27 protein-coding genes are annotated in these 23,279 nt (G+C 65.1%); all 27 read left to right on the top strand.

Annotation, left to right across the window (positions count from 1 at the left end):
- The first annotated feature begins 78 nt into the window (after window positions 1–78).
- On the top strand, window positions 79–609 hold the full coding sequence (locus O9K64_RS21270) for a D-Ala-D-Ala carboxypeptidase family metallohydrolase (RefSeq protein WP_275100129.1): 531 nt from the start codon (window positions 79–81) through the stop codon (window positions 607–609).
- A complete protein-coding gene (locus tag O9K64_RS21275) occupies window positions 609–1,160 on the top strand; it encodes a hypothetical protein (protein ID WP_275100130.1) in 552 nt (183 codons plus the stop codon). Before O9K64_RS21270 ends, O9K64_RS21275 begins: the two co-directional genes overlap by 1 nt.
- Window positions 1,147–1,734, top strand: coding sequence for a 3TM-type holin (locus tag O9K64_RS21280; protein WP_275100131.1), 588 nt, complete (start codon window positions 1,147–1,149; stop codon window positions 1,732–1,734). Before O9K64_RS21275 ends, O9K64_RS21280 begins: the two co-directional genes overlap by 14 nt.
- Before the next feature lie 3 nt (window positions 1,735–1,737).
- Entirely contained in the window at window positions 1,738–1,965 is a 228-nt protein-coding gene (locus tag O9K64_RS21285) for a TraR/DksA family transcriptional regulator (protein WP_275100132.1), read from the top strand.
- Complete coding sequence (locus tag O9K64_RS21290) at window positions 1,955–2,293, top strand: DUF2730 family protein (protein ID WP_275100133.1); 339 nt, start codon at window positions 1,955–1,957, stop codon at window positions 2,291–2,293. Before O9K64_RS21285 ends, O9K64_RS21290 begins: the two co-directional genes overlap by 11 nt.
- A 47-nt stretch (window positions 2,294–2,340) precedes the next feature.
- Entirely contained in the window at window positions 2,341–2,586 is a 246-nt protein-coding gene (locus tag O9K64_RS21295) for a hypothetical protein (protein WP_335342335.1), read from the top strand.
- A gap of 4 nt (window positions 2,587–2,590) precedes the next feature.
- Complete coding sequence (locus O9K64_RS21300) at window positions 2,591–3,157, top strand: DUF3486 family protein (protein ID WP_275100135.1); 567 nt, start codon at window positions 2,591–2,593, stop codon at window positions 3,155–3,157.
- Complete coding sequence (locus tag O9K64_RS21305; protein ID WP_275100136.1) at window positions 3,154–4,638, top strand: terminase large subunit domain-containing protein; 1,485 nt, start codon at window positions 3,154–3,156, stop codon at window positions 4,636–4,638. The genes O9K64_RS21300 and O9K64_RS21305 overlap by 4 nt, the downstream gene beginning before the upstream one ends.
- Window positions 4,638–6,170 carry a DUF935 domain-containing protein gene (locus O9K64_RS21310; protein ID WP_275100137.1) on the top strand — a complete coding sequence of 511 codons (1,533 nt, stop codon included), beginning with the start codon at window positions 4,638–4,640 and terminating at the stop codon, window positions 6,168–6,170. The genes O9K64_RS21305 and O9K64_RS21310 overlap by 1 nt, the downstream gene beginning before the upstream one ends.
- Window positions 6,163–7,419, top strand: a complete 1,257-nt coding sequence (locus O9K64_RS21315) for a phage minor head protein (RefSeq protein ID WP_275100138.1) — start codon at window positions 6,163–6,165, stop codon at window positions 7,417–7,419. The genes O9K64_RS21310 and O9K64_RS21315 overlap by 8 nt, the downstream gene beginning before the upstream one ends.
- Window positions 7,420–7,511: 92 nt before the next feature.
- On the top strand, window positions 7,512–7,973 hold the full coding sequence (locus O9K64_RS21320) for a phage virion morphogenesis protein (protein WP_275100140.1): 462 nt from the start codon (window positions 7,512–7,514) through the stop codon (window positions 7,971–7,973).
- A gap of 248 nt (window positions 7,974–8,221) precedes the next feature.
- Window positions 8,222–8,470, top strand: a complete 249-nt coding sequence (locus O9K64_RS21325; protein WP_275100141.1) for a hypothetical protein — start codon at window positions 8,222–8,224, stop codon at window positions 8,468–8,470.
- A gap of 1 nt (window position 8,471) precedes the next feature.
- Window positions 8,472–9,362: a peptidase gene (locus O9K64_RS21330; RefSeq protein ID WP_275100142.1), complete on the top strand. Its 891-nt coding sequence runs from the start codon at window positions 8,472–8,474 to the stop codon at window positions 9,360–9,362.
- A 30-nt stretch (window positions 9,363–9,392) separates the two neighbouring features.
- Complete coding sequence (locus tag O9K64_RS21335; protein ID WP_275100143.1) at window positions 9,393–9,734, top strand: capsid cement protein; 342 nt, start codon at window positions 9,393–9,395, stop codon at window positions 9,732–9,734.
- Window positions 9,735–9,769: 35 nt separating this feature from the next.
- Window positions 9,770–10,693 (top strand): major capsid protein, encoded by a 924-nt coding sequence (locus O9K64_RS21340; RefSeq protein ID WP_275100144.1) that lies wholly within the window; start codon window positions 9,770–9,772, stop codon window positions 10,691–10,693.
- A gap of 75 nt (window positions 10,694–10,768) precedes the next feature.
- On the top strand, window positions 10,769–11,092 hold the full coding sequence (locus tag O9K64_RS21345; RefSeq protein ID WP_275100145.1) for a hypothetical protein: 324 nt from the start codon (window positions 10,769–10,771) through the stop codon (window positions 11,090–11,092).
- Window positions 11,093–11,095: 3 nt separating this feature from the next.
- Window positions 11,096–11,515: a gp436 family protein gene (locus tag O9K64_RS21350; protein ID WP_275100146.1), complete on the top strand. Its 420-nt coding sequence runs from the start codon at window positions 11,096–11,098 to the stop codon at window positions 11,513–11,515.
- On the top strand, window positions 11,516–11,944 hold the full coding sequence (locus tag O9K64_RS21355; protein ID WP_275100147.1) for a phage tail terminator protein: 429 nt from the start codon (window positions 11,516–11,518) through the stop codon (window positions 11,942–11,944).
- The gene (locus tag O9K64_RS21360; RefSeq protein ID WP_275100148.1) at window positions 11,944–12,123 is read left to right on the top strand and encodes a DUF7210 family protein; all 180 of its coding nucleotides are present in this window, start codon (window positions 11,944–11,946) and stop codon (window positions 12,121–12,123) included. Before O9K64_RS21355 ends, O9K64_RS21360 begins: the two co-directional genes overlap by 1 nt.
- Window positions 12,124–12,858 carry a hypothetical protein gene (locus O9K64_RS21365; RefSeq protein WP_275100149.1) on the top strand — a complete coding sequence of 245 codons (735 nt, stop codon included), beginning with the start codon at window positions 12,124–12,126 and terminating at the stop codon, window positions 12,856–12,858. It abuts the gene before it with no gap.
- Between the two features lie 145 nt (window positions 12,859–13,003).
- A complete protein-coding gene (locus O9K64_RS21370) occupies window positions 13,004–16,132 on the top strand; it encodes a tape measure protein (RefSeq protein ID WP_275100150.1) in 3,129 nt (1,042 codons plus the stop codon).
- A complete protein-coding gene (locus O9K64_RS21375; protein ID WP_275100151.1) occupies window positions 16,129–16,521 on the top strand; it encodes a hypothetical protein in 393 nt (130 codons plus the stop codon). The genes O9K64_RS21370 and O9K64_RS21375 overlap by 4 nt, the downstream gene beginning before the upstream one ends.
- A 24-nt stretch (window positions 16,522–16,545) precedes the next feature.
- Window positions 16,546–18,105, top strand: a complete 1,560-nt coding sequence (locus tag O9K64_RS21380) for a hypothetical protein (RefSeq protein ID WP_275100152.1) — start codon at window positions 16,546–16,548, stop codon at window positions 18,103–18,105.
- Between the two features lie 24 nt (window positions 18,106–18,129).
- The gene (locus O9K64_RS21385; protein ID WP_275100153.1) at window positions 18,130–19,800 is read left to right on the top strand and encodes a hypothetical protein; all 1,671 of its coding nucleotides are present in this window, start codon (window positions 18,130–18,132) and stop codon (window positions 19,798–19,800) included.
- Window positions 19,800–20,465 carry a discoidin domain-containing protein gene (locus tag O9K64_RS21390; RefSeq protein ID WP_275100154.1) on the top strand — a complete coding sequence of 222 codons (666 nt, stop codon included), beginning with the start codon at window positions 19,800–19,802 and terminating at the stop codon, window positions 20,463–20,465. The genes O9K64_RS21385 and O9K64_RS21390 overlap by 1 nt, the downstream gene beginning before the upstream one ends.
- A complete protein-coding gene (locus tag O9K64_RS21395) occupies window positions 20,465–22,615 on the top strand; it encodes a hypothetical protein (RefSeq protein WP_275100155.1) in 2,151 nt (716 codons plus the stop codon). The genes O9K64_RS21390 and O9K64_RS21395 overlap by 1 nt, the downstream gene beginning before the upstream one ends.
- A gap of 41 nt (window positions 22,616–22,656) precedes the next feature.
- Window positions 22,657–23,142 carry a DUF4124 domain-containing protein gene (locus tag O9K64_RS21400; protein WP_275100156.1) on the top strand — a complete coding sequence of 162 codons (486 nt, stop codon included), beginning with the start codon at window positions 22,657–22,659 and terminating at the stop codon, window positions 23,140–23,142.
- The last annotated feature ends 137 nt before the right edge of the window (window positions 23,143–23,279 follow it).

The raw sequence follows: 23,279 nt of genomic DNA on the forward strand, positions 1-23,279 counted from the left end.
GCCCCACCTGATCTCTACTGCACTCCCCGGAACCCGTTCCCCCGTCTATCCCCCGCGTCATCCGTCTAGCATGACGGCATGAGCCGCATACAGCTATCCGCAAACTTCTACCTGGACGAGTTCACCCGCTCGCAGACCGCTGCGCGCCGGGGCATCGATATGACCGTCAGCGAGTTTGGCGTGGTCTATTTCACCCTGCGCCGCCTCTGCCGGGGCGTATTGCAGCCGTTGCGTGACGCGCTCGGGCCCGTGCATATCACCTCCGGCTACCGCCCGCCCAAACTCAACCGCATGATCGGCGGAGCGCCTACCTCACAGCACCAGTACGGCCAGGCGGCCGACATCGTGGTCACCGGGCACACCCCTCTGGAGGTGGCGACCTGGCTGCGCGAGCACGTCACCGGCTACGACCAGCTGATCCACGAGTTCGGCCAGTGGGTGCATGTCTCCGTGCCCTCCGCCGCACTGCACGAGCCGGCACGCCTGGAGCGGCTGACCGCCATCAAGGTGCCGCGGCTGATCGGCAAACCCCGCACCGTCTATGTCCCCGGGCTGCGCACCCTCGAACAGGCGCGGCAACTCCATCTCAACCACAAGGAGGCCGCCTGATGGATTGGTCACTGTTTGTCCAGCAACTGCTGCTGGTTGTGTTACTCGGCGGTGCCGACCGTTTGCGCGGCGACCACTACCACCTGCTGGTCTCGGGCTACATCGACCGACTGATCTACGGCTGGCTGATGGCCGCCCTGTTCGGTCACCCCTGGGACGGGCTGACCATGCCGATAGTCGCGACCATGTACCTGGGCATGATCCCGGGCTGGGGCGAGGCCATCGGCTGCGCCCTGACCGGCCGTCAACCCGATCCCGAGCGCGCGGCCTGGTGGCAGCGTGGGCCGCTACTGCATAACGCCTGGCTGGCCCTGTTCGCGAGGGGTGGACTTTGGGGGGGCGGGTTCGTGCCGCTGGCCCTGTTCGATCCGCGCCTGCTGCTGGCGCTGCCCGCCTATACGGTGGCCATGCCGCTGGCGGTGTGGATCACGGTGCGGGCGGAACGCCCAGCCCCGGGCAACTGGGAGCACCAGGAATACCTGCGCGGCTGGATAGCCGGCGCGCTGATCGTCGGCGGGCTCTGGTTGGAGGGTTGGTATGGATTGGTCTGATATAAGCGGCGTCGTCGCCAAGGCGGCGCCGCTGGTCGGCACCCTGCTGCTCGGCCCGGCCGGTGCCGGTGTCGGCGCCCTGGTGGCCTCGGCCCTGGGCACGGAGGCGGACCCCGCCGCCGTGGCCACCGCGCTGCAAGACCCGGCCTCGCTGGAGCGGATCCGCCAGATGGAGCTGGACAACAAGGCGGATCTGACCCGCATGCACCTGGAGGCCGAGACCGCCCGCCTGGCGGAGGTCAACCAGACCATACGGGCCGAGGTGGCGAGCAATGACCCCTATGTGCGGCGCTGGCGGCCGACCTACGGGTATCTGACGGCGCTGGCATGGTTCGTACAGATGACCGGATTCACGCTCATCCTCGGCCTGGTCGCCTATAAACACCCCGGTGATCTGGCCGCCGTGGTCGGGGCGCTGGGTAGCGTACTGACCGCCCTACTCGGTCTGTGGGGTATCGCCCTGGCGGTGCTGGGCGTCAACGTGACCAGCCGCTCCAAAGACAAGCAGGTACAGGCCGGCCAGGAGCCGGCACCCGGCCTGATGGCCGCCCTGGCAAAGCGGCTGGCGGGGTAGATCATGGATGACGCAGACCGCGCCGACCGGCGCATCGAGCGCTTTGATGCCGACGCCCTGGCCGCGCAACAGGAGCGCGCCCGGCAGCAGGTGACCCCCTACCTCATCGATGGCGCACCCCACTGCCCCGACTGCCTGGAGCCGTTGCCGGCACACCGCCAGGCCGCCGGGATCTGTGTGGGGTGCCTGACGGACCGGGAACAGCAGCAGCGGAGAGTATATGGAAGTTGATTATGGCGCGGCGCGGTTCTGGTTTGACGTCGCGCACCTGGGTGGGCTGTTTGGGCTGGGGGTTTATACCTGGATTGTGAATCGCACCAAGGCCAACCGCGGCGCGATCGACCGGGTTGATTCCCGGGTATCCGCCATTGACCTACGGCTGAGCCAGTTGGAGACCGACGTGCGTCACCTGCCAGACCATGACGATCTGGGCGAGATCCACGAAAAGGTCAACACCATCGCCGGCAGCATGAAGAAGATCGAAGGGCACCTGGACTCACTGAATGGCAATTTTGCCCTGCTGTTCCAGGACCGGCTAAATCAAGGGGGTAGTAAATGAGTCTTGCGGAACTGGTCATCGAAAACCAACGTCTGGTGGTGCTGCAAGTGTTGGAAGAAGACGTCGATTACGCCCAGAACGAGATCGTGCTGCAGGGCGCGCTGTCGGCGGTGGGTCACGGCATCAGCAGCGATCGGCTGCGCACCGAGCTGGCGTGGCTGACCGAGCAGGGTCTGATCAGCGTCGAAAACGTGGCCGGTCTGCAGGTGGCCAAGCTGACCCGCCGAGGCGAAGACGTGGCCCTGGGGCGCAGCCGCGTGCCCGGCGTGGCGCGGCCGCGACCGGGGGTGTGACCTGATGTCCCGCCCCAGCACCATCGACCTGCTCCCCACCGAGGTGCGCGACGCGCTCCACGCCTGGCTGCGCGATCCCGCCATCACCCAGACCGAGGCCACCGACCGGCTGAACGCCCTGCTGGGTGAGCTGGGTGCCGAGCAGCAGGTCAGCCGCCACGCGGTGAACCGTTACGACCTCAAGATGCGCGAGGTGGGCGAACGCCTGCGCCAGTCCCGCCAGGTGGCGGAGGCCTGGGTGGGCAAGCTGGGTGCCGCGCCCCAGGGGCAGCTGGGCCACTTGATTAACGAAACCCTGCGCACCCTCGCCTTCGAGCTGACCATGAAACTGGCCGAAGGTGAACTGACCGAAGAGAGCATGCCGGCGATCATCGACCAGCTGAAACACCTGTCGCTGTCCGTGGTGCGCCTGGAGCGGGCCTCGTCGGAGAACGTCAAGCGGGAGGAAGATATCCGTAAGCAGGAGCGGGCCAGGGCGGCCGAAGCGATGGCCTCCACCGCCAAGCAGTCCGGCGTCTCTGCTGAGACCATCGAGCGCATCCGCCGTGACGTGCTCGGGATGGCGGAATGACACGCCAGCACAAGGGCAACGCCAAGTGCATCCCGCCTAACCCGGAGGCCATTTTCCTACCGTACCAGGAGAAGTGGATCAAGGATCGTTCACGGCTGAAAGTGATGGAGAAGAGTCGTCAGATCGGCCTCTCCTGGAGTACCGCCTATCCGCTGGTGGAACGCACCGCGGCAACCTCGGCCCGCTATGATCAGTGGGTTTCCTCCCGCGATGAGATCCAGGCGCGCCTGTTCCTGGAGGACTGCAAGATGTGGGCGCAGGCGTTCAACCTGGCCGCCGAGGATCTCGGCGAGGTGGTGATCGACCCGAAAGAGAAGCTGACCGCCCTGGTGCTGCGCTTCGCCTCCGGCCGGCAGATCTACTCCATGAGCTCCAACCCGGATGCCCAGGCGGGCAAGCGCGGCGGCCGCGTGCTGGACGAGTTCGCCCTGCACAAGGACCCGCGCAAGCTCTGGACCATCGCGTATCCCGGTCTGACCTGGGGCGGCCAGATGGAAGTGATCTCCACCCATCGCGGCAGCCGCAACTTCTTCAATACCGACCTGGTGGTCGAGGCGCGGGAGAAAGGCAACCCCAAGAAGATTAGCCTGCATCGGGTCACCCTTGAAGAGGCCTTAAACCAGGGTTTTCTGTTCAAGCTGCAGCAGGCCCTTCCGGCGGAGGCCGAGCAGCAGGCGATGGACGAGGCGGAGTACTTCGATTTCATCAAGTCCGGTACCGCCGATGAAGAGTCTTTCCTCCAGGAGTACATGTGCGTGCCGGGCGACGACGATGCGGCGTTCCTGGAATACGACCTGATCGCCTCCTGTGAATACATCAAGGGCATCCCCTGGGAGATCACCCTGGAGGAGGCGCAATCCGGCAAGCGTGAACTCTATGCCGGGCTCGATATCGGCCGCACCAAGGACCTGACCGTGCTCTGGATACTGGAGCGCCTGGGCGATGTGCTCTACACCCGCAAGATCATCGCGCTCAAGAACATGAGCAAGCCGGATCAGGAGAAGGTGCTCTGGCCGTGGATTGCCTGTATGCGCCGCACCTGCTTCGACTATACCGGGCTCGGTATCGGCTGGGGCGACGATGCCCAGGCGAAGTTCGGCACCTACCGCGTGGAGCTGGTCACCTTCTCCGCCCAGGTCAAGGAGCGCCTGGCCTACCCGGTACGCGGCGGCATGGAAGACCAGCGCATCCGGATACCCTACGACCCGGTAGTCCGCGCCGATCTGCGGGCGGTGACCAAGACCACCAGCGCCGCCGGCAACATCCGGTTTACCGCCGAGCGCTCCGCGGCCGGCCACGCGGACCGCTTCTGGGCGTTGGGCCTGGGAGTGGAGGCAGCCTCCAGTCCGGCGGCGGAGATCGACTACCAATCCACCGGACCCCGTGCCGCCTTCGCGGGCGACGGTGCCACCGCCCCGGCCATTCATGATGATATCGGCTTCGGCGTGGTGGGCGGCAGCAATGACTTCGGAGGTTTCTAATGGCTGCTGACTATGTACAGCTCAATTCCGGCGTGGTGATCACCGAGGCGCAATTCGCCGAGATGGCCAGCGTGCGCCCGGAGCTGCGCGAGATCGCCACCACCCTGGACGGCCGCGACATCACCCGCGGCTACGTCGATCCGCTGGCGCTGGCCCAGCCCCAGGACTCGGTGCTGATGACCCGTGCCGCCGGCGACTACAACGCCTACCGGGAGCTGCTGCGCGACGACCAGGTGGCGGCCACCTTCCACCAGCGCCGCCTGGCGGTGATCTCCCGCGAGTGGGAGGTACGCCCGGGCGGTGAGCGTCGCCAGGACAAGGCGGCGGCGGAGTTCCTGCGGGAGCAGCTGGACCACATCCGCTGGGACGCGGTGACCGACAAGATGCTGTATGGCGTGTTCTACGGCCACGCGGTGGCCGAGTGCCTATGGGCGCGGGACGGCCGCCAGGTGGTGCTGGATGCGGTGCGGGTGCGCGATCGCAAGCGCTTCGGCTTCGATGGGCGGGGTGATCTGAAACTGTTGACGATGGCCAAGCCCGACGGCGAGGTGTTGCCGGAGCGCAAGTTCTGGTTCTTCCAGACCGGCGCCGACCATGACGATGACCCCTATGGGATGGGCCTGGCCCACTGGCTCTACTGGCCGGTGTTCTTCAAGCGCAACGGTATCAAGTTCTGGCTGATCTTCCTGGAGAAGTTCGGCCAGCCCACCAGCGTGGGCCGCTACGAGACCAATGCCACCCCGACCGAGCGGGCCAAGCTGCTGCAGGCGCTCCGCGCCATCACCACCGACTCCGGCATCAGCATTCCCCAGGGCATGGAGATCGAGCTGCTGGAAGCGGCGCGCTCCGGTACCGGGGACTATACCGCCCTGTACGATCACATGGACCGGGCGATCGCCAAGGTGGTGCTGGGCCAGGTGGCCAGCACCGAGGGCACCCCGGGCAAGCTGGGCAACGAGGAGCTGCAGCAGGATGTCAGGCTGGACCTGGTCAAGGCCGACGCCGACCTGGTGTGTGACTCGTTCAATCGGTCCGTGGCGACCTGGCTCACCCAGTGGAACTACCCCAACGCCGCCACGCCCCGGGTCTGGCGCAAGACCGAGGATTCCGAAGACCTGAACAAGGTGGCCGAACGGGAGAAGCACGTCTTCGATATGGGCTACAAGCCCACCCTGCGCCACGTGCAGGACACCTATGGCGGCGAGTGGGAGACGATCCAGCCGCCTCCATCGGGTGGGCCGGAACCCGAGCCGGCGCCGGAATTCGCCGAGGCGGCGCGTGCTGCCGACATCCTGCCGCCCGCTGCCCAAATTGCCGGGCGCCTCGAACGGGAGGCCGAGCCCGCAATGGCCGAGTGGCTGGCGCGCATCGAGGCGATGTTGGAAGCGGCCGACAGCCTCGAGGAGTTTCGGGAAATGCTGTTGACCGCTTACGCCGACCTGCCGGAGGCCCCGCTCGCTGGCGTGTTGGGGGATGCCCTGGAGGTCGCCGAGGCCGCGGGCCGCTTCGATGTGGAGCAGACCGGTGCCTGACCCCCAGCCATCCGTTACCAGTGGCGTATTCAAGCGGCCGTTTGCCGAACAGGTCAGCTTCTTTCGCGGCAAGCTCGGCAACCTGGTGCCCAGCGAGCGCTGGGATGATCTGCAGAAAGGCGCCCACGACAGCGGGTTCATGGTGGCCGGCGCCCAGAAGGCGGACTTGCTGAGTGACCTGGCCGGGTCGGCGGATCGCGCTGTCAGCGAGGGCAAGAGCCTGGACGCCTTCCGCCAGGACTTCCGCGCCCTGGTCGAGCGCAACGGCTGGACCGGTTGGACCGGCGAGGGCAGTAAAAAAGGCGTCGCCTGGCGCACCCGCATCATCTATCAGACCAATGCCAAGACCAGCTACAACGCCGGGCGCTATGCCCAGCTACACGAGGGCGGTTTCAAATACTGGGTGTATCACCACAACGACTCAGTCAAACAGCCGCGACCCAAACACCTGGCCTGGGATGGCCTGACCCTGCCGGTAACCCACGCGTTCTGGGATACCCACGCCCCTGCCAACGGCTGGGGTTGTCAGTGCTATGTCAGCGGCGCCCGCTCGGAGCGTGGTGCCCGGCGTCTGGGGGGTGACCCGGACAAGGCGCTGCCCAAGCACTGGAACACCACCGACCCCAAGACCGGCGCGCCGGTCGGCATCGACAAGGGCTGGGACTACCAACCCGGGTCCACCGTCAGCGATACCGTGCGCGCAATGGCGGCCAAGACCCAGCAGTGGGACTACACCCTGGCCAAGGCCTACATGCAGGGCGTGCCGGAATCGGTGCGCGACAGCCTGGCCACCTCTTACCGATCGCTGCCCTCGGTGGCGGCCGACACCCGCTTGTATGCCCAGCGCGTCCTGGAGGAGCGGACGCAACTGGATATTCCGCCGTACCGGACGCTGGGGTTGCTGACGGCTGACGATATCACGCGCATCGAGGTGCTGCTGGGCAAAGATGTGGCTGGGTTCGATTACGCGCTTGACGCGTTCGCGGTACGCCACATTGAGGGGCGGCACGGCAAGGAGGCAGAGACCCGCTCCGGTCAGCGCGGGGTGACTGCCAAGGATTACGAGGTGTTGCCGCAACTCATCAACGAAGGGGGCCAGCTGGTGGCCGCCGGTAAAGCGACGAAGACGGGCAATCCGCTGGTAAAACGACGGCTAACCCTGGGCGGCGAAGGGTACGAGGCGGTGTTCGAGCTGCGAAACGGGCGCAAGATGCTCGCGTTGCAGTCATTCTATATTATAGAGAAGTGACTCGGTTCGTCCCCGGACCACAACGCCCGTGACGGTTCGTGGTATGAGCACGACGGTCCGATGTCCGAACCGAGATAGAGAGACTATAGCACATGATCACGATCGAATTCGAAGCCCAGCCGGTGCTGACCGCCCTCAGCCGGCTATTGCAGGCCGGGGCGGACCTGAAACCCGCCTATCAGGATATCGGCGAGTACCTGGTGCGTTCCACCAAGCAACGGGGGGCGGACGGCCTGGCCCCGGACGGTACGGCCTGGGCGCCCCTCTCCCCCGTCACCATCGAACGCAAGGGACACGACACACCCCTGGTCGGCGAGTCAAAGCGCCTGCTCTCGGAGATCCACTACCAAATAACGGCCGACGGTGTGGAAGTCGGCAGCGCGCTGGAGTATGCCGGCACGATGCATTTCGGTGCCGCGAAGCACAGCTTCGCCGGTGGCCAGACCCCCTGGGGCGATATCCCCGCCCGTGAGATCGTGGGGTTGTCCGAGGATGACGGCGCGGCCGTGCTCGACATTCTGCAGGAGCACCTGGAAGCGGCGGTGGGAGGGTAAATCAGCATTCGCCCGGAGAGGCCCGCAGAGGCCGCCAGGGGCGCGCACCGCTACCACGGCCTGGCGTCGAACCTCTTAAACGTTTTGAGGGGATTTTAAACGGGTCTCGCGAACCATTGCCCACCACCCCTGACCCTGATAGTCTGTTATCTACCGGTTCCAACCTGAATCACTCCCCCGGAACCGGTTCCCCCGTCACATCCCGATGCGCTCCCGGTACTGTAGGCCCCATGTATGGACATCCCCACATGAGGCCACCCGTGCCCAAGCCGATCAGCATCTTCCGCCCTGGCCGCCATACCGCCATGAGCGGCGCGGTGCTCAATTTCTCCGAGGGCGACCTGGCGGCCTCCGCCAACGCCTACGACCCGGCCCTGCACGAGGCGCCCCTGGTGGTCGGTCATCCGACCCACGACGCCCCGGCCTACGGCTGGGTATCCAAGCTACAGTACCGGGAGGGTGAGCTGGAAGCGGAGCCGCACCAGGTCGATTGCTGAAATGGTCGATAAAGGCCGCTTTAAGAAGGTTTCAGCCAGCTTTTACCCGCCCACCCACCCAGCCAACCCGGTGCCCGGCGTCTACTACCTGCGCCATGTGGGATTCCTCGGCGCCCAGCCGCCGGCCGTCAAGGGCTTGAAGGCGGTTGAGTTTGCCGACGAGGCGGACGGCATCGTCACCATCGAGTTCGGTGAGACGGAGCGCTGGGGCTGGCGCGCCGTGGCCAACCTGCTGCGCAACGTCCGCGACCGCTGGATCGAGAAGGACGGCCTGGAGTCGGCCGACCAGGTCCTGCCCAACTACCTGATCAACGATATCGACCGTGCCGGCGAGGCTGAAGAGTCCGCCGACGCATCCCTATCCCCCGCCTATTCAGAAAACGAGGAGCCGATCATGCCCGACCCGATCCAGCCAACCGCCGAACAGACCGCCGCGTTTGCCGAGCGTGAAACGCAGCTCAGTGCCCGCGAGCAGGCCATTGCCGACCGTGAGGCCGCCCTGGGCGACCAGGAACGCCAGCGGACCGAGCGCGAGGCGGCCGACTTCGCCGAGCAGCTGGCGGCCGCCGGGCGCATCCTGCCGCGCCACCAGGCGGGCGTGGCGGCGCTGCTGACCCGCCTGCCGGACGAGGCGCTGGCGTTTGGCGAGGGCGACGACGCCTACAGCGGCACGGCGGGGGAGTTCCTGCGGGAGTTCCTCGGCGGCTTGCCGGAGCAGGTGGACTACGCCGAGCGCTCCGCTGCCGAGCCGGAGACGGCGACCGTCGATTTCGCGGCCCCGGCCGGTTACACCGTGGACAAGGAACAACTGGCGCTGCACAACAAGATCCTGGCCTACCAGGAGAAGCACAGCGTCGACTACGTCACTGCCGCACAGATCGTGGGCGGCTGAACCCTTTCATATCGATAACAGGAGACTGCTATGCCGCAATCGATCCCCCTGCTCACCCTGACGATCATCGCCACCGGCGCCCTGACCGCCAGCCGCTTTGTCGGCCATGACGGTGATGTCGCCGCCGCCGCCGGCAACACCCTGGGCGTGGCCCGGGCCGATGCCGCCATCGGTGACGCGGCGGCCGTGGATACCCACGGCACCGCCATCGTGGAGGCCGGTGCCGCCATCGCCGCCGGTGCCGCCATCGAGGTGGACGCCACCGGGCGGGCCGTTACCAAGTCGGCGGGCGTGACCGTCGCGCGCCTGGCGCCTGGTGAAAGTGCCGGGGCCGCCGGTGACCTGGTGGAAGCGATCCTCTTCCCCAACTGATCCATCACCCACTAAGACCAACAGGAGCATAACCAATGCCAATGAATAACAGCCAGGTCCGGGTGATCGACCCGATCCTCAGCAACGTCGTCCAGGGATACCGCCACGTGGAGCTCGTGGGCCATGCCCTGTTCCCCCGCGTTCCTGTCCAGGTGTCCGGTGGCCAGGTACTGGAGTTCGACAAGAAAAGCTTTCAGCTTTTCAACGCTCGTCGCGCTCCCGGCGCCAACACCAAGCGGATCGAGTTCGGCCACCTGGGTAAGCCGTTTGCGCTGTTTCAGGACGCCCTGGAGGGCAAGGTGCCATTCGAGTTCCTGCGCGACGCCAGCCGGGTGCCGGGCATCAACCTGGGTACCCGCGCCGCCAACGGCACCATGCGCGCCCTGATGCTGGCGCTGGAGAACGAACAGGCGGGGATCGCCCGCGCCGCCGCCAACTACGACGCCGACCACAAGATCGACCTGGCGGCGGCCAAGTGGACCGACGACGCCAACAACCCCAACAGCGACCTGGACACCGGCAAGACCGCCATCGCCGACACCACCGGCATGGAGCCCAACGTGCTGGTGCTCTCCCGCGCCGCATTCAAGGCCGCCAAGAACAACGCCAAGGTGGTCGAGCGCTTCAAGTACACCAGTAAAGAGTCCATCACCGCCGAGATGCTGGCCTCCCTGTTCGACCTGGAGCGCGTGGTGGTGGGCAAGGCAATCAGCTTTGATGAAGCCGGTGCATCCACCTCCATCTGGGGCACCGACGCGGTGCTGGCCTACGTACCCACCACCCCGTCGGGTCAGGAAGAGCCAAGCTACGGCTACACCTACACGATGGAGGGCCACCCGATCGTGGAGCAGGCCTACCAGGACCGCAACGCCAAGAGCTGGATCTACCCGGTCACCTACGAGCGGGCCCCGGTGCTGGCCGGCATGACCGCCGGGTACCTGTTGCAGAACGTCGGTTAAACCGGCGCAACCCAGGGACGGCGATTCAGGGGAGCGGGAGCGCTCCCCGCCCCTATATAGATAGAGGAGCACGTGATGCCAGATTACAAGGTGAACCGCCCGGTGAAACTGGGCAGCAAGATCCACAAGCCTGGCGGCAAGCCGATCACCGCTGACGCGGAGACGGCGGCGCCGGCGGTTGCGTCCGGGGCGCTGACGGAGGTTGTCGCGAAGGCGCCGGCGGACCTCGATCCGGAGCGTCAGATCGAGCCGGAGATCGGCGATCGTCCGGATGATGCCGAGGGCGGCGATCAGATCGACGGGCAGGGACTCCCTCCTGGCGCTGAGGTCAAAGCCGATCCAGTGCCGAAAAAGAAGACCGCGCCGAAGAAGGCTACGCCAGCGAAAAAGGCGCAGTAACCGATGCCCTACGCCACCACCCAGGACCTGATCGACCGGTTCGCCGAGGCGGAGCTGATCCAGCTCACCGACCGGACCGGCGCCGGCGTCATCGATACCGACGTGCTGGATCGCGCGCTGGTCGACGCCGACGGCGAGATCGACGGTTACCTCTCCGGACGTTACGCGCTGCCGCTGGCCGCGGTGCCGCCGGTCCTGGTGCGGGTGGCCTGTGATATCACCCGCTACCACCTGTATGACGACGCGGTCGTGGATCAGGTGCGCACCCGTTACGAGGATGCCCGGCGGTATCTGGAGAGCGTGGCCACCGGCAAGGTGCAGCTGGGCCTGCCGGCCAGTGCCGGCGCGGTAACCGTCAGCGGTAGCCCCGAGGTGGATGCGCCGGCGCGGATATTCACCGGCGACACGCTGGAGGGTTTCTAATTGCTCCGCGCCGAATCCCTCATCGTCGCCCGACTCAAAGCCAAGCTACCCGCCACGGTGCATGTGCTGACCGCGTCCGATCTGGCCGATGTCGCCGAGGGGAAGCAGCCGACCCCGGCGGTGCACGTGGTCTATGGCGGCCTGCGCATCAGCCAGGATCAAGCCGATGGTCAGCGGGTTGAGGTAGAGCTGATCTGGCACACGGTGGTGGCGGTGCGCAACGTGCGCGGCATCCGCACCGGCGAGGCGGCCCGCGAGGAGGCCGGCCCACTGCTGGGTGCCGTGTTCAGTGCACTCACCGGCCACAAACTGGCGCCCGACCTGCGCAACCTGCGGCCGACCGCGCCGCCCCGGCCGGGCTACCGCAAGGGCTACGGCTACTACCCATTAACCTGGACCCAACGAATGCAACATAGAGGAGAGCAATGATGGCCCAGAAAACCCAACCCACGCCCACGCCCGTAGCGGTAACGCTGCTGCGTGATCACACCCACAAAGGCGAGCCGCATAAAAAGGATGCGGTGATCCACGTCGCGCCCCTGGTGGCAAAGTGGCTGGTACAGCAAGGCGTCGGCCAGGCCGACCTCCCCAACGAAGAGGGCAAGTAAATGGAGATCACGGATTACAGCTATATCGGCGTCGGCCCGATTTTCATGCGCGACCGCAACGGCTCGGGTGGCCTGGTGCCGGTGGGCGAGGTATCCAGCGCCAATTTCAGCGTGGAGGAAGAGGTCAAGGAGCTGCCGGACCACACCGCCGCCGGCGGCGGTACCCGCAACGAGGTGCGGCGCGTCAAGAGCGTCAACGTCAAGCTGATGCTGCATGACCTGAGCCCGGCCAATTTGTCGATGGTGCTATACGGCAACACCACAACGCTGGAGGCCGGCAGCGTCACCGCCGAGACTGTGACCGTGGCCCTGGGCACCCTGGTACCGCTGGCCAACATCGCCGCCAGTTCCGTGGTGGTGACCGACGTCACCGATGTCACCACCTATACCGCCGGCACCGATTACGAGGTACGCGGGGCGGGCCTCTGGATCCCCGCCACCAGCACCATCCCCCCCGGCTCGGTGCACGTCGCCTACAGCCACCCGGGTCAGGACGTCATCGAGGCCTTCACCCAGGCCGCCAGCGAGTACGAGATGCTGCTCGACGGCCTGAACGAGGCGCGCAGCGGCAAGGCCAACGTGTTGCGGGCACACCGCATCCGCTTCGGCGCCGCCGCCAGCGTGGACTGGATCGGCGACGATTTCGCGGGGCTGGAGATCGCCGGCAAACTGCTGGCCGACACCACCCAGGGCGCCGGAAAGAGCCGCTTCTACAAGGCCACCATTGTGCAGTAATGGACGCGGCGCTCCCCGCCGATGGTCTGTTTTGGTAATAGCAATCGGGGGCTGTGAGGCCATCGATTTTTGGCCAGGGACGGCCTTATGCCGTGGAGGCCAGGGATGGCCGGGAGCGGCTTTGGATGTTCTTGAATAGTTAATTATGGCTGATCTCAATCTCGCGCTAAAAATCGCCATTGCCCAGACCGGGCTGGATAACGTCAGCTCGCTGGTCGGTGAGCTGAAGAAGGCGGGCGTCGAGACCGATAAGTTCGAGCAGGAGGCGGCCGACCTCGGGGCCGAGCTGAAAAAACTGGGTAGCGACAGCGGTATGATTTCCGCATTTCGCAAACTCAAGACCGAGACACAGGGTGCCGAGCAGGCGATGGCCGCCGCCAAGGACAAAACGGCGGCGCTGTCGCGCGAGCTGAAGGCAACGGAGGCCCCGACCAAAAAGCAGCAGGCCGCATTTGAGCGGTCACGCAAGGCGGCCCGGGCCGCCGCCCAGGCCTATGAGAATAACCGCCTGTCACTGCAGAACATGCGCTCGCAGATGCAGCAGGCCGGCATAGCCACCACCAACCTGGCAGAACACCAGGTCCGGCTGCACCAGACGCAAGACGCGCTCACCCGGCGCGGTCAGGCCCTGGCAAAATCCCTGAAATCCACCGCCTGGGAAGCCCGCTCCAGTGCGTCGGCCATCGACACCAATGCCGCCGCCGCGGGGCGCGCTGCCAAATCATGGGGCACATTGCGCACCGCCGCTGCCGCCGCGGGCGGATTCCTGGTGGCAAAGGTCGGCATCAGCACCATCACCAGCCTGCTGCGCAATTTGCGCAACAGCATCCTGGCCGTTTCCGAGACCGGCGGCAAGTTCGAAGCGCTGCGCGTCCAGATGGATACGCTGTTCAGGTCGAACGAGAAAGGCGGCGCGGCCGTCGAGTGGATTAAGACCTTTACGGCAAAGACGCCGTATCAACTAGACCAGGTCACGCAATCATTTATCAAGCTCAAGGCGATGGGGATGGACCCGATGGACGGGTCATTCCGCGCCATCGCCGATCAGGCATCGTCGCTGGGCGCCAAGGGTGAGACGCTAGAGGGCATCGTGCTGGCCCTGGGTCAGGCGTGGAGTAAGCAGAAGCTACAGGGTGAGGAGGCGCTGCAGCTGATCGAGCGCGGCGTACCAGTATGGGATCTGCTGGCCAAGGCCACCGGACGCAACGCCGCTGAGCTGCAGGAGATGTCCGCCAAGGGGCTACTGGGCCGCGACGCCATCCGCGCCCTGATGGACGAGATGGGGCGGAACAATCTCGGCGCCTCCGAACGCGCCATGAGGACCCTCAACGGCCAGTTGTCCAACCTAAAGGACAACTGGACAAACTTCCTGAATCTGATCGCCGACCAGGGCGCGCTGGCCTATTTCAAGGGCGAACTCGAATCGCTCAATCAGAAATTTGCCGAGTGGGCAAAAAACGGCGAACTCAAAAAATGGGCGCGGGAAGCGGCGGAAACCATCATCAGCCTGGGCGGGTCCATCCGGTCGACGATTGAGACCGTCGCATCGATGTCAGGCGCGTTTAAATTCGCCGGCAACGCGATCGCGTTTTTCTGGAACTCGATACAGATCACGATCAAGGGCATCGGCTCGCTGTTCCTGGACACGGCGGCGCTGATCACCCTGGGCCTGTCGAAAATCACCTTCGGCGACCTCTCGAAACAGTATGAAGCCGAGGCCAAAAAACTCAGCGCCACCGCCGCCGGCCTGCGCGACGGCATCATCACCGACGCCCGCGAGGCCCGTGCCGCCCTATTGGGCATGGGCGAGGCCGCCGGCCTGGTCAGCGAAGAGGTGGTCAAGGGCCAGGAAGAGGTTGCGGCGTCTACAGAAAAAACCAAGGCCGCCCTCACCGAAACCGAACAAGCCGCCCAGGCCGCCGCCGAAAAGGCCCAGGCCCTGGCGGATGCCTACAAAGAGCTGGGCATCGAGACCGAGGAGTCCCTCCGCCAAACCGGCCAAGCGACCGTGGATGCGTTCCGGCAGATCGTGGAGAGCGGCACCAGCGGTGTGAACATGCTCAACGCGTTTGACGCCGCGCTGAAAAAGGCGGGTGATGCGCAGACCATCAACGCCCTGAAGATCGCCCTATACGATGCGTTCGATACCGGCAAGATCAGCCTCGATGCCTACCTCAAGCGCATGGATGAGGTGGACAAGCGCCTGGGCGCCATCGGTGAGACGGTGCAGAACTCCGAGGAGGCATTCAATCATTTTGGCCTCACCAGCGTCGAGGCGCTGCAAAAGATCGCGGACAAGTCCCGCGAGATGTTCGACGCCCTGGAGCAGTCTGGGCAGGCCACGACCGAGCAGCTGGCGGCCGCGTTCCTGAAATATGCTGAGGATGCTATCCGCGCCCAGGACGGGGTTATAGACAAGCAGCTGAAGGCCAAGGCCGCCGCCCTGGGCTTGACCACGGAGATCCGGGTCCTGGCAGAGCAGTACAAACAGACCGGTGCATTCGGCCGTGAGGCGTTTCGCATTGCAGCCCACGAGGCCCGAGCGCTACGCGATGCCATCAACGAGATCAACCAGGCCACCACCCGTTCCGAGCTGGCCGACCTGGCCAATGAGGCCGCTCGGCGCTGGCGCGAGGGCAAGATCAGCGCCAAGGAGTACGGCGAGATCATTGATGAGATCAATCTACGCCGCCGTGAATTGATCAAGTTGACCGAGGAACAGGTGACCGCCGAACAGCAGGCGACCGAGGCCGCCGGCAAGACGGCGGAGCAGATCGAGCGTCAGGCAAGCGGCAAGGCCCGCGCGGGCGGCGGCAAAAAGAAGTCAGCTGGCGGTGGTGGAGGGGAAACCTACACGCGGCAGGAAATCGCTTGGGTCGGCGGTGCAAAGGATCTGATCCGCCGCGACCTCGCCGCCGCCGGGATCGGCGGCGAGATAGTGGCGCAGACCCTGGCGCAGTTCGACAAGGAGATCAAGGACCCTTCCAATCTGCGCGGCCTCAATGGCCTCGACGGCTATAAAAAATACTACGATTTTCTGCTCGATCGGGCCAACTCGGCCATCCGTAACGCGACAGCCACCGCTCGCCGGGAGCAGCGACAAGAGCAGGCGAACCGCGCCGGATCTGCATCCGAGTCCACAGCCCAACCCGGCAAAACCATCACAATGGTCTTCAAGGCCGCCGGCGGCCGGGCGGTCGCCGGCACGTTTGCCGAGGGTGACGCCCAGGGCCTGCTGGACGTACTCGCACAATCCGGAGCAGTCACCGAATGATCACCCTCTCTGACGGCACCACCACCCTGGAACTGCCCGGCGATTTCGACTGGCCGGACGAGTACACCTGGCAATCGGTGGTACAGGACGCCGGCTACACCCTCACCGGTGCGCTTGTGGTGGAGACCGCCACCAAGCAGGCCGGCCGGCCGATCACCCTGGTAGGCGCGGATGATCGCGCCTGGGTGACCCGGGCGGACTTGGAGCAACTGCGAACCTGGGCGGACATCCCCGGCCAGGAACTGACCCTGACGCTGCGCGGGACCAGCTACACCGTACTGTTCCGGCATCAAGACACCGCCATCGATGCCGTCGAGCAGATCCTGTTCGTCGAGGACCCGGCCGCCGGCACGTACTACAGCCTCACACTGCGTTTTATGGAGATTTAAATGGCCATTACGACCTCTGATATAATGACAAAAGCGAGCGAACGCCTCACCGACTTCGACGACGGCGGCGGTCGCATGACCGGCACCGAAGTGGTCGACGGCGTCATGAACAACCTGTTCCCGGACCAGTCGCGGCTGGACCGGGTCTATGGCCGTGTCAACCTGCGCAAGTGCTTCGTGCACGTCGATGTGGCTAACGCCGACACATACTACGGGGCGATGAGCGCAATCATGGACGCGCCGGATGACCCCAACGTCTCCGGCGTGCTCTTCTCCACCAAGTCCCACACCGACGAGCGCGCCGCCGCCCAGGATCGGGTCGAGTCCTACGTGACACGCGGCCCGCAGTCGAGGTGGTGGTTGTTCGATCGCCAGCTCTCCGGCCAGCGCTCCATCCGCCTGTTCGGGCCGGTCAGTGCGGCCTTGCCGGAGGTAGGCGACGTGGTGTACCTTGTGCAAAACGAGAGCGCCCAGGACGAATACAGCCAGTACGTGCGCATCATCTCGGTCAGCGCCGAGGTGCAGGAGTTCGACGGCGGCCAGGGCAGTATCTGCGGCGTGTTTAAGCGGATGGTGATCGACTGCGAGATATCGGCCGCCCTGGCCTACACGTTCGACGGCCCCACCATCACCTGTCTGGACACCCTCACGCCTGCCGCGGTGATGCGCGACACCCTGGTCGCCGACGCCTCCAAATACTATGGCGTCACCGCCCTGGCCCAGGCGGTGGCCAACGGCGACCTGACGGTCAACGCGTCATCCATCTACGCCCAGCTGGTCCCCTCCACCCGGGGCGAGTCACCGGTGGTTGACGTGCAGGCCGGCGGCCTGGCCGCGCAGCAGATCACCTCCGGCGGCGAGACGTTCGCCGTGATCGGCCCGGCGCACACCGGGGCGACGGCGGTCACCATCAACAACCGCGCCTACACCTATGTATTCTCCTGCATCCCCATCCCGGCACCCGGCGCCCTGTCGGTGGATTTCCGCGCCCAGGGCCGCTGGTACCGGCTGCAGGATGACGGCACCGGCGCGCTGGAGGGCGAGGGCACCGGTACCATTAACTACGCTACCGGCTCGGTCCAGGTGACCCTCGCCGCGCTGCCGGACGTTGACACCAGTGTTCTCTATACCTGGACCACTCCGGTGCATTTCATCAACCGCGCCGGCACCACCGAGGTGGACCCGCTGACCGTCGAGCACACCCTGGCGGGTCCCTGTGTGCCCGGCAGCTTCTCGGCCACCTTTCTCAGTGGCGGGGTCGCCAAAACCATCACCGACAACGGCACCGGCGGCCTGATCGGCGACGGCTCCGGGCGCATCGTCTACGCCACCGGCCAGGTCTATATCGTGCTGTCCAGCGTGCTGCCGGACCCCAACAGCCAGCTCACCATCGACTACGACGAGCCGGCCCTGGTCACCGAGGTGCTGACCGGTGTCACCCTCTCCGGCGGCGTCGCCGACATCACGTTGGGGACAGTCCCCATCGAACCCGGCTCGGTCCGCGTATCCTGGGAAACACAGCAGCAGCAGATATCCAACAGCAGTCACTATGTGTGGGAGGTAGATCGTGCGTATTCGGTTTAACGGTCAACATCAGGGGGCAGGTCAATGAGCGGCGGCGTCTGGCTCGGCCAAAGCGGCGCAGGTGGCGTACGCCGCCTCCAAGAGGTCACCAGCGGCGTGCTGCACACGCTGCAAAACTCGGCGGTGGACAACGGCGCCGGCGGCATCGTCGGCGGCAGTATCAACTACGCCACCGGCGCGTTGGCGATCAAGTTGACCGAGACCTATGCCGAGGCCGTCTACAACGCCAATGGCACCTGGACCAGTCAAAATAAATCCGAAACATGCGACGGCAACGTCACCGTCACCTACATGCAAGACAACCCCGCCGGCACCGCCCGGCAAGAGGTGATCAACATCCCCTCCCCAAAAATCACATTCATGCGGGGCATCACCGATGACCTGATCCCCGGTACAGTGCGCTTTACCCTCGGCGGCAAGGCCTACAGCGACCGTAGCGGCCAGGGCACACTCTACTGGACTGACGGCACCGTCGCCGGCTCGATCGACTACATCAAGCGCGAGGCCACGATCACTGACTGGTCCGCCTCGGTCAACACCACCGTCAACATCACCTCGCTGCTCAGCACCTACGGCAATTGGTATCAGGACGCGTACCATTTCAGGACGAACGGCTCGCCCCTGCAGCCGGGTTCGATGCTGATCAACGCCACCGATACCGACGGCAACCTGATCACCGCCACGGCCGATTTCTCCGGCAACCTGACCGGGGGCGGCTCCACCGGCACTATCGACCAGGTGACCGGCGTCTGTGAGATCACCTACCCAACCCCGGTGTTCCCGAATACGGTCCGCTATAACGCGGTGATCTACACCATCCTGCCCCTCGATGCCGAGATCCTGGGTCTGGACCCGGTGCGTCTGCCCAGCGATGGCCGCGTGCCCATCTTCCGCCCGGCCGACGTCGGCATCCTGGTGCAAAACGACAGCTACACCCTGCCGTCTGGTCTGGTAGCCGACCAGGTGGTCGCGCTGCCGGACGATCAGCTGGCCGCCTGCACCCTGGAGGATCAGGCAGGCACGGCGGTGCCAACAAGCGAGTACAGCGTCAACCTCGCCACCGGCGCTGTGACCATGAACAACCCCTTGGACCTCACCGGCCTGAACGAGCCGCTGATCGCGGTCTACCGGGTTGAGGACATGCGCCTGATCAGCGACGTGCAGATCAACGGCGCGGTGACATTCACCAGCGCCGTCTACCACGATTTCGACCCCGCTAAATCGGTGCTGGCCTCGGCCCTGATCCACGGCGATCTCCAGGCGCGCTATCACACACTGTTCGACCAGGCGACCTGGACCGGCACCTGGAGCGACGAGCGCATCGGCAGCGATCCCGTTGCCAGCTACAACGACTCGGCCTATCCGCTGGCCGTCGATAACCGCGGCGCCATCAAGGAGCGGTGGTTGATTAAATTCACGTCATCATCTGTGTTCGAGGTAATCGGCGAGACGGTCGGCCTGATCGCCACCGGCAACATTGCCGTTGACCTGGCGCCGCTCAACCCGGAGAGCGGCACCCCCTATTTCACCATCTACGCGGGCGGTTGGGGCTCGGGCTGGGCCACTGGCAACTGTGTCCGGTTCAACACCGAGGCCGGGGCGGCGCCCATGTGGATCGCCCGCACCACCCTGTCGGGTGATGCGACCGAGGAGGAGGATAGCCTGACCCTCTGGCACATGGGGGATGCGGACTGATGGGCTATAAATACTATCGCGTTGTCATCAGATCGCCGCAAAATCCTGCGTCAGGTTACTGTTCCGTAGCCGAACTAGAACTGCTGGGTGACCCACAGGGTAGTGATCTAACCACTCCGACCGGCGGCGTGATGACAGCGTCATCGTATGCTAACAGTGGCAATGCGCCGCACATGGCTTTTGACGGTGATCCGTACTACAAGTGGACTGCGGTGTTTTCTGGCTCACCGCAGTGGTTGCAGTACCAGCATCCGACCGAATTGGCCGTGTCCGCGATAGCGATCACAGCGACGACATGGACGGGTCAAGAAATATACCAGGCTCGTGATTTTGACTTGTTAGGGTCGAACGACGGCGTTACCTGGGATATGTTGCTACAGGTCACCAATACCCCTGCATGGACTATCGGTGAGCGGCGGGTATTCGTTCTGGACGGGGTATATGCAAGCGTGAGTGGTACCGTGCTCCTCGACGGATCGGCTTATCCCGCGACGGTGCGGGCCTATGATGCTGCCACCGGGGCGTTGAGGGGGCAGACAGTCGCGGATCCATCTGACGGTAGCTACACACTGTCTCAGCTGTTCGCTGGCCAGGATTATCACATTGTCGCTATTCCAGCGTCCGGTGTGCGACCGTTGATACATGGTCCGGTGCAGGGGGTATAGTGGCATACACCCCCCCCACCGCTGATGCCGTAAATTTTAGCCTGTCCTCCGGTTACAGCGCCCCGCTGGGGGGCGAGGTGGATTTTGCCTTGGGCGACCCCGAAGGACTGGCCGGTGCCACTCCCTCACCCCTGCCCGGCATCATCGCCCCCTGCGGTATGCATTACCGCAGCCGGCGGGACCGGCGCCTGGGCAGCGGCTCGGCCCTGCGATACATCGCACCGCCGCCACAGGACCGCATCGTCGCCACCCCCTGGGGCCGACATGATCACCAGGACAACACCCTGACTGCCCGCTGGGGTATGCTCCTGGCGCGCAACACCCGCACGCTATCCCGCTGGACCCTGGGCACACGGACCGACCCAGGCGCTACACGCTCCACCTGGCGCATGGTGCCGGCAAAGGACCGCGGCACGCTCACCCCCTGGGGCCACGGCATCGCCCAGGACCAGGGCGGCGCCCAGCGCTGGCGCCATCTGACCAAACCCACCCGCCGCGACCAGGCCCACGATCAAGGCCGCGCGTTGCCCTGGCGCTCATCCGACATCTTTCGGCTCAAAGGCAGCAACGAGCTGGTGCCCTACAGCGTCCCAGCCACTGGCGAGCCGGTCAATTTCGCCCTGACCGCCACCGACTACACCCCGCCCGCCGTCGGTGAGCCGGTCAATTTCAGCCTGTCCATTTGGGAGGCCGCACTCCAGGATCTGCCGATATCGCCCCGGGACCGAGGTGACCACACCCGGTACCGGCAACTATCAACCCTGGCCAACCGCCACCAGTCACGCGACCCCGACACCCTCATCCGCTGGGGCCCCGGCGGCCCCGGCTGGATCCGCGACTCGCTACCCATCATCACGCCCTGGCCGACAGAGCCGAATCCACCACCCACCACCGTCATCCTACCCATTCGGAGTGTCTACATCGTGATCCACAACATCAGCCTGACCCGCCTCGATGACGGGTATGAAATCGACGCCGAGCGCCTCACCTGCAACTACAACGCGGATGCCTGGGGCTGGCAATTCAGCGCCACCCTGCGCGGCAAAAATGCCCTGGATGCGATCATGCCGGACATCAACGGCCAGCCGGTGACCCTGGTGGCCACAATCAACGGCTACACCTGGCATCTGATCGTCGAGGACTGGACAGAGGATCGCGAGTTCGCCAAGCGGGGCGTCTCGGTAACCGGGCGGGGGCTGTCGGCTCAGCTCGACAGCCCCTACCAGCTGCCGGGCAGCGGGGTGACCGGTGCGGCGCTGACCATCCAGCAGCTCATGGCCGACCACCTGCCTCTGGGCTCCGGTTGGACGCTCGCGTTCGCCTCGGGTACCCCAGACTGGCTGGTCCCTGCCGGTGCCTGGAGCTGGTCGAACCAGACACCCATCGCCGCCATCCACGCGGCGGCCCAAGGCACCGGGCTGGTGGTGGTCCCGTCGATGGCCGCGCAGACGCTGACCGTTCAACCCCGCTACCCGGTGCTCCCCTGGGACTACGCCGGTGCCACCCCCGACCTGGTGGTACCCGAGGCGGCCATCATGCGCCTGCAGCGGCGCCAGGCCGTGGCCACCCAGGCAAACGCCGTCTATGTGCACGGCGGCGAGGTCGGCGGAGTGCTCTGCAGGGTGCTCCGCAACCTCAGTGCCGGTGACCGGGTGGCACCCACTCAAACCAGCTCCCTGATCACCGACGCCGACGCGGGGCGCTTACTCGGAGGTCGCATCCTCTCCGGCCAGCATCAACAACCCGGCGTGCGCGGCATCACCCTGCCCTTGGGCGGGGAATTCCCCCTGGGTGCCGTCGGCAACCTGCTGCGCATCGATCTGCCTGGTGACACCCAGCATGGCATCATCAACGCCGTCAGCATCGAGGCCAGTCGCAGCGATCGCGGCGACACCGCCCGACAAACCCTACAGATCGGCGAGGAGACCCCCAACACCTGGGCAAAATTCAAGCGCCTACTCCCGGGCGACCCGCTGCTCAGCGGCACGGTCGACACGGCCCACGCCGACGGCACCGTCACCGTGCTACTCACCGCTGGTGGATATGTCCGAGTGCGAGGCGACGCCCAGCCGGGAGACAACGTCTACCTCCGCTCTGGCCGCATCGATGGCCCCGCGCCGGCTATGGCTCAATTGGAGATCACGGTTTAAGCCGATATACTGCCAGGACTAGGAATTAACAGGAGATGACCATGAAAGGACCATTGATGCTCGGTATGATCGCCGCCCTTTTTGCCAGCCAGGCTGGTGCGGCATACAAGTGTGTCGTGGATGGCAAAACCACCTTCTCACAAACACGCTGCGCACCAGAGGCCGAAAAGATGGAGCTGAAGGCCCGCCAGCCGAGTGAGACCGACATCCAAAACGCCGAAACGCGGGCTGAGGAAATAAAAGACCAGATCACCAAGAACAAGGTCCAGCGGGACACCCGGAAAATCAAGTACAGGATCTCCGAGCTTGAGAGAGACGTCTCGCGGTACCAGCGCAGCATGGATGCCGAACTCGAAATCATCCGCCTGAAGAAAACCCAGGCGAATAACAACCTAGCCGGCGCTACTTACGAGCAGGCGCTGGCAACTGAAATGAAAGCGGTGATCGATAACTACAGCTCAAAGATTAGCGACGCCAGGGACCAAATAAAGGAGCTACGCGGGCAGCTGAGCGGTTTGACGCAATAGAGCAAAAAGGCGCCCCCAAACCAGTGGTAAGAGGGCGCTGGGCGGTGGTTTCCATGCTCTGGTGCGGTGCCCATGAGCCTGTTTTAGCGTGTCGCCGTTCAAGTGTCGGATCGTCGCAAATCATGTGACGCGCTTCA

The organism is Sedimenticola hydrogenitrophicus, from assembly GCF_029017505.1.
Lineage (GTDB): Bacteria > Pseudomonadota > Gammaproteobacteria > Chromatiales > Chromatiaceae > Sedimenticola > Sedimenticola hydrogenitrophicus_A.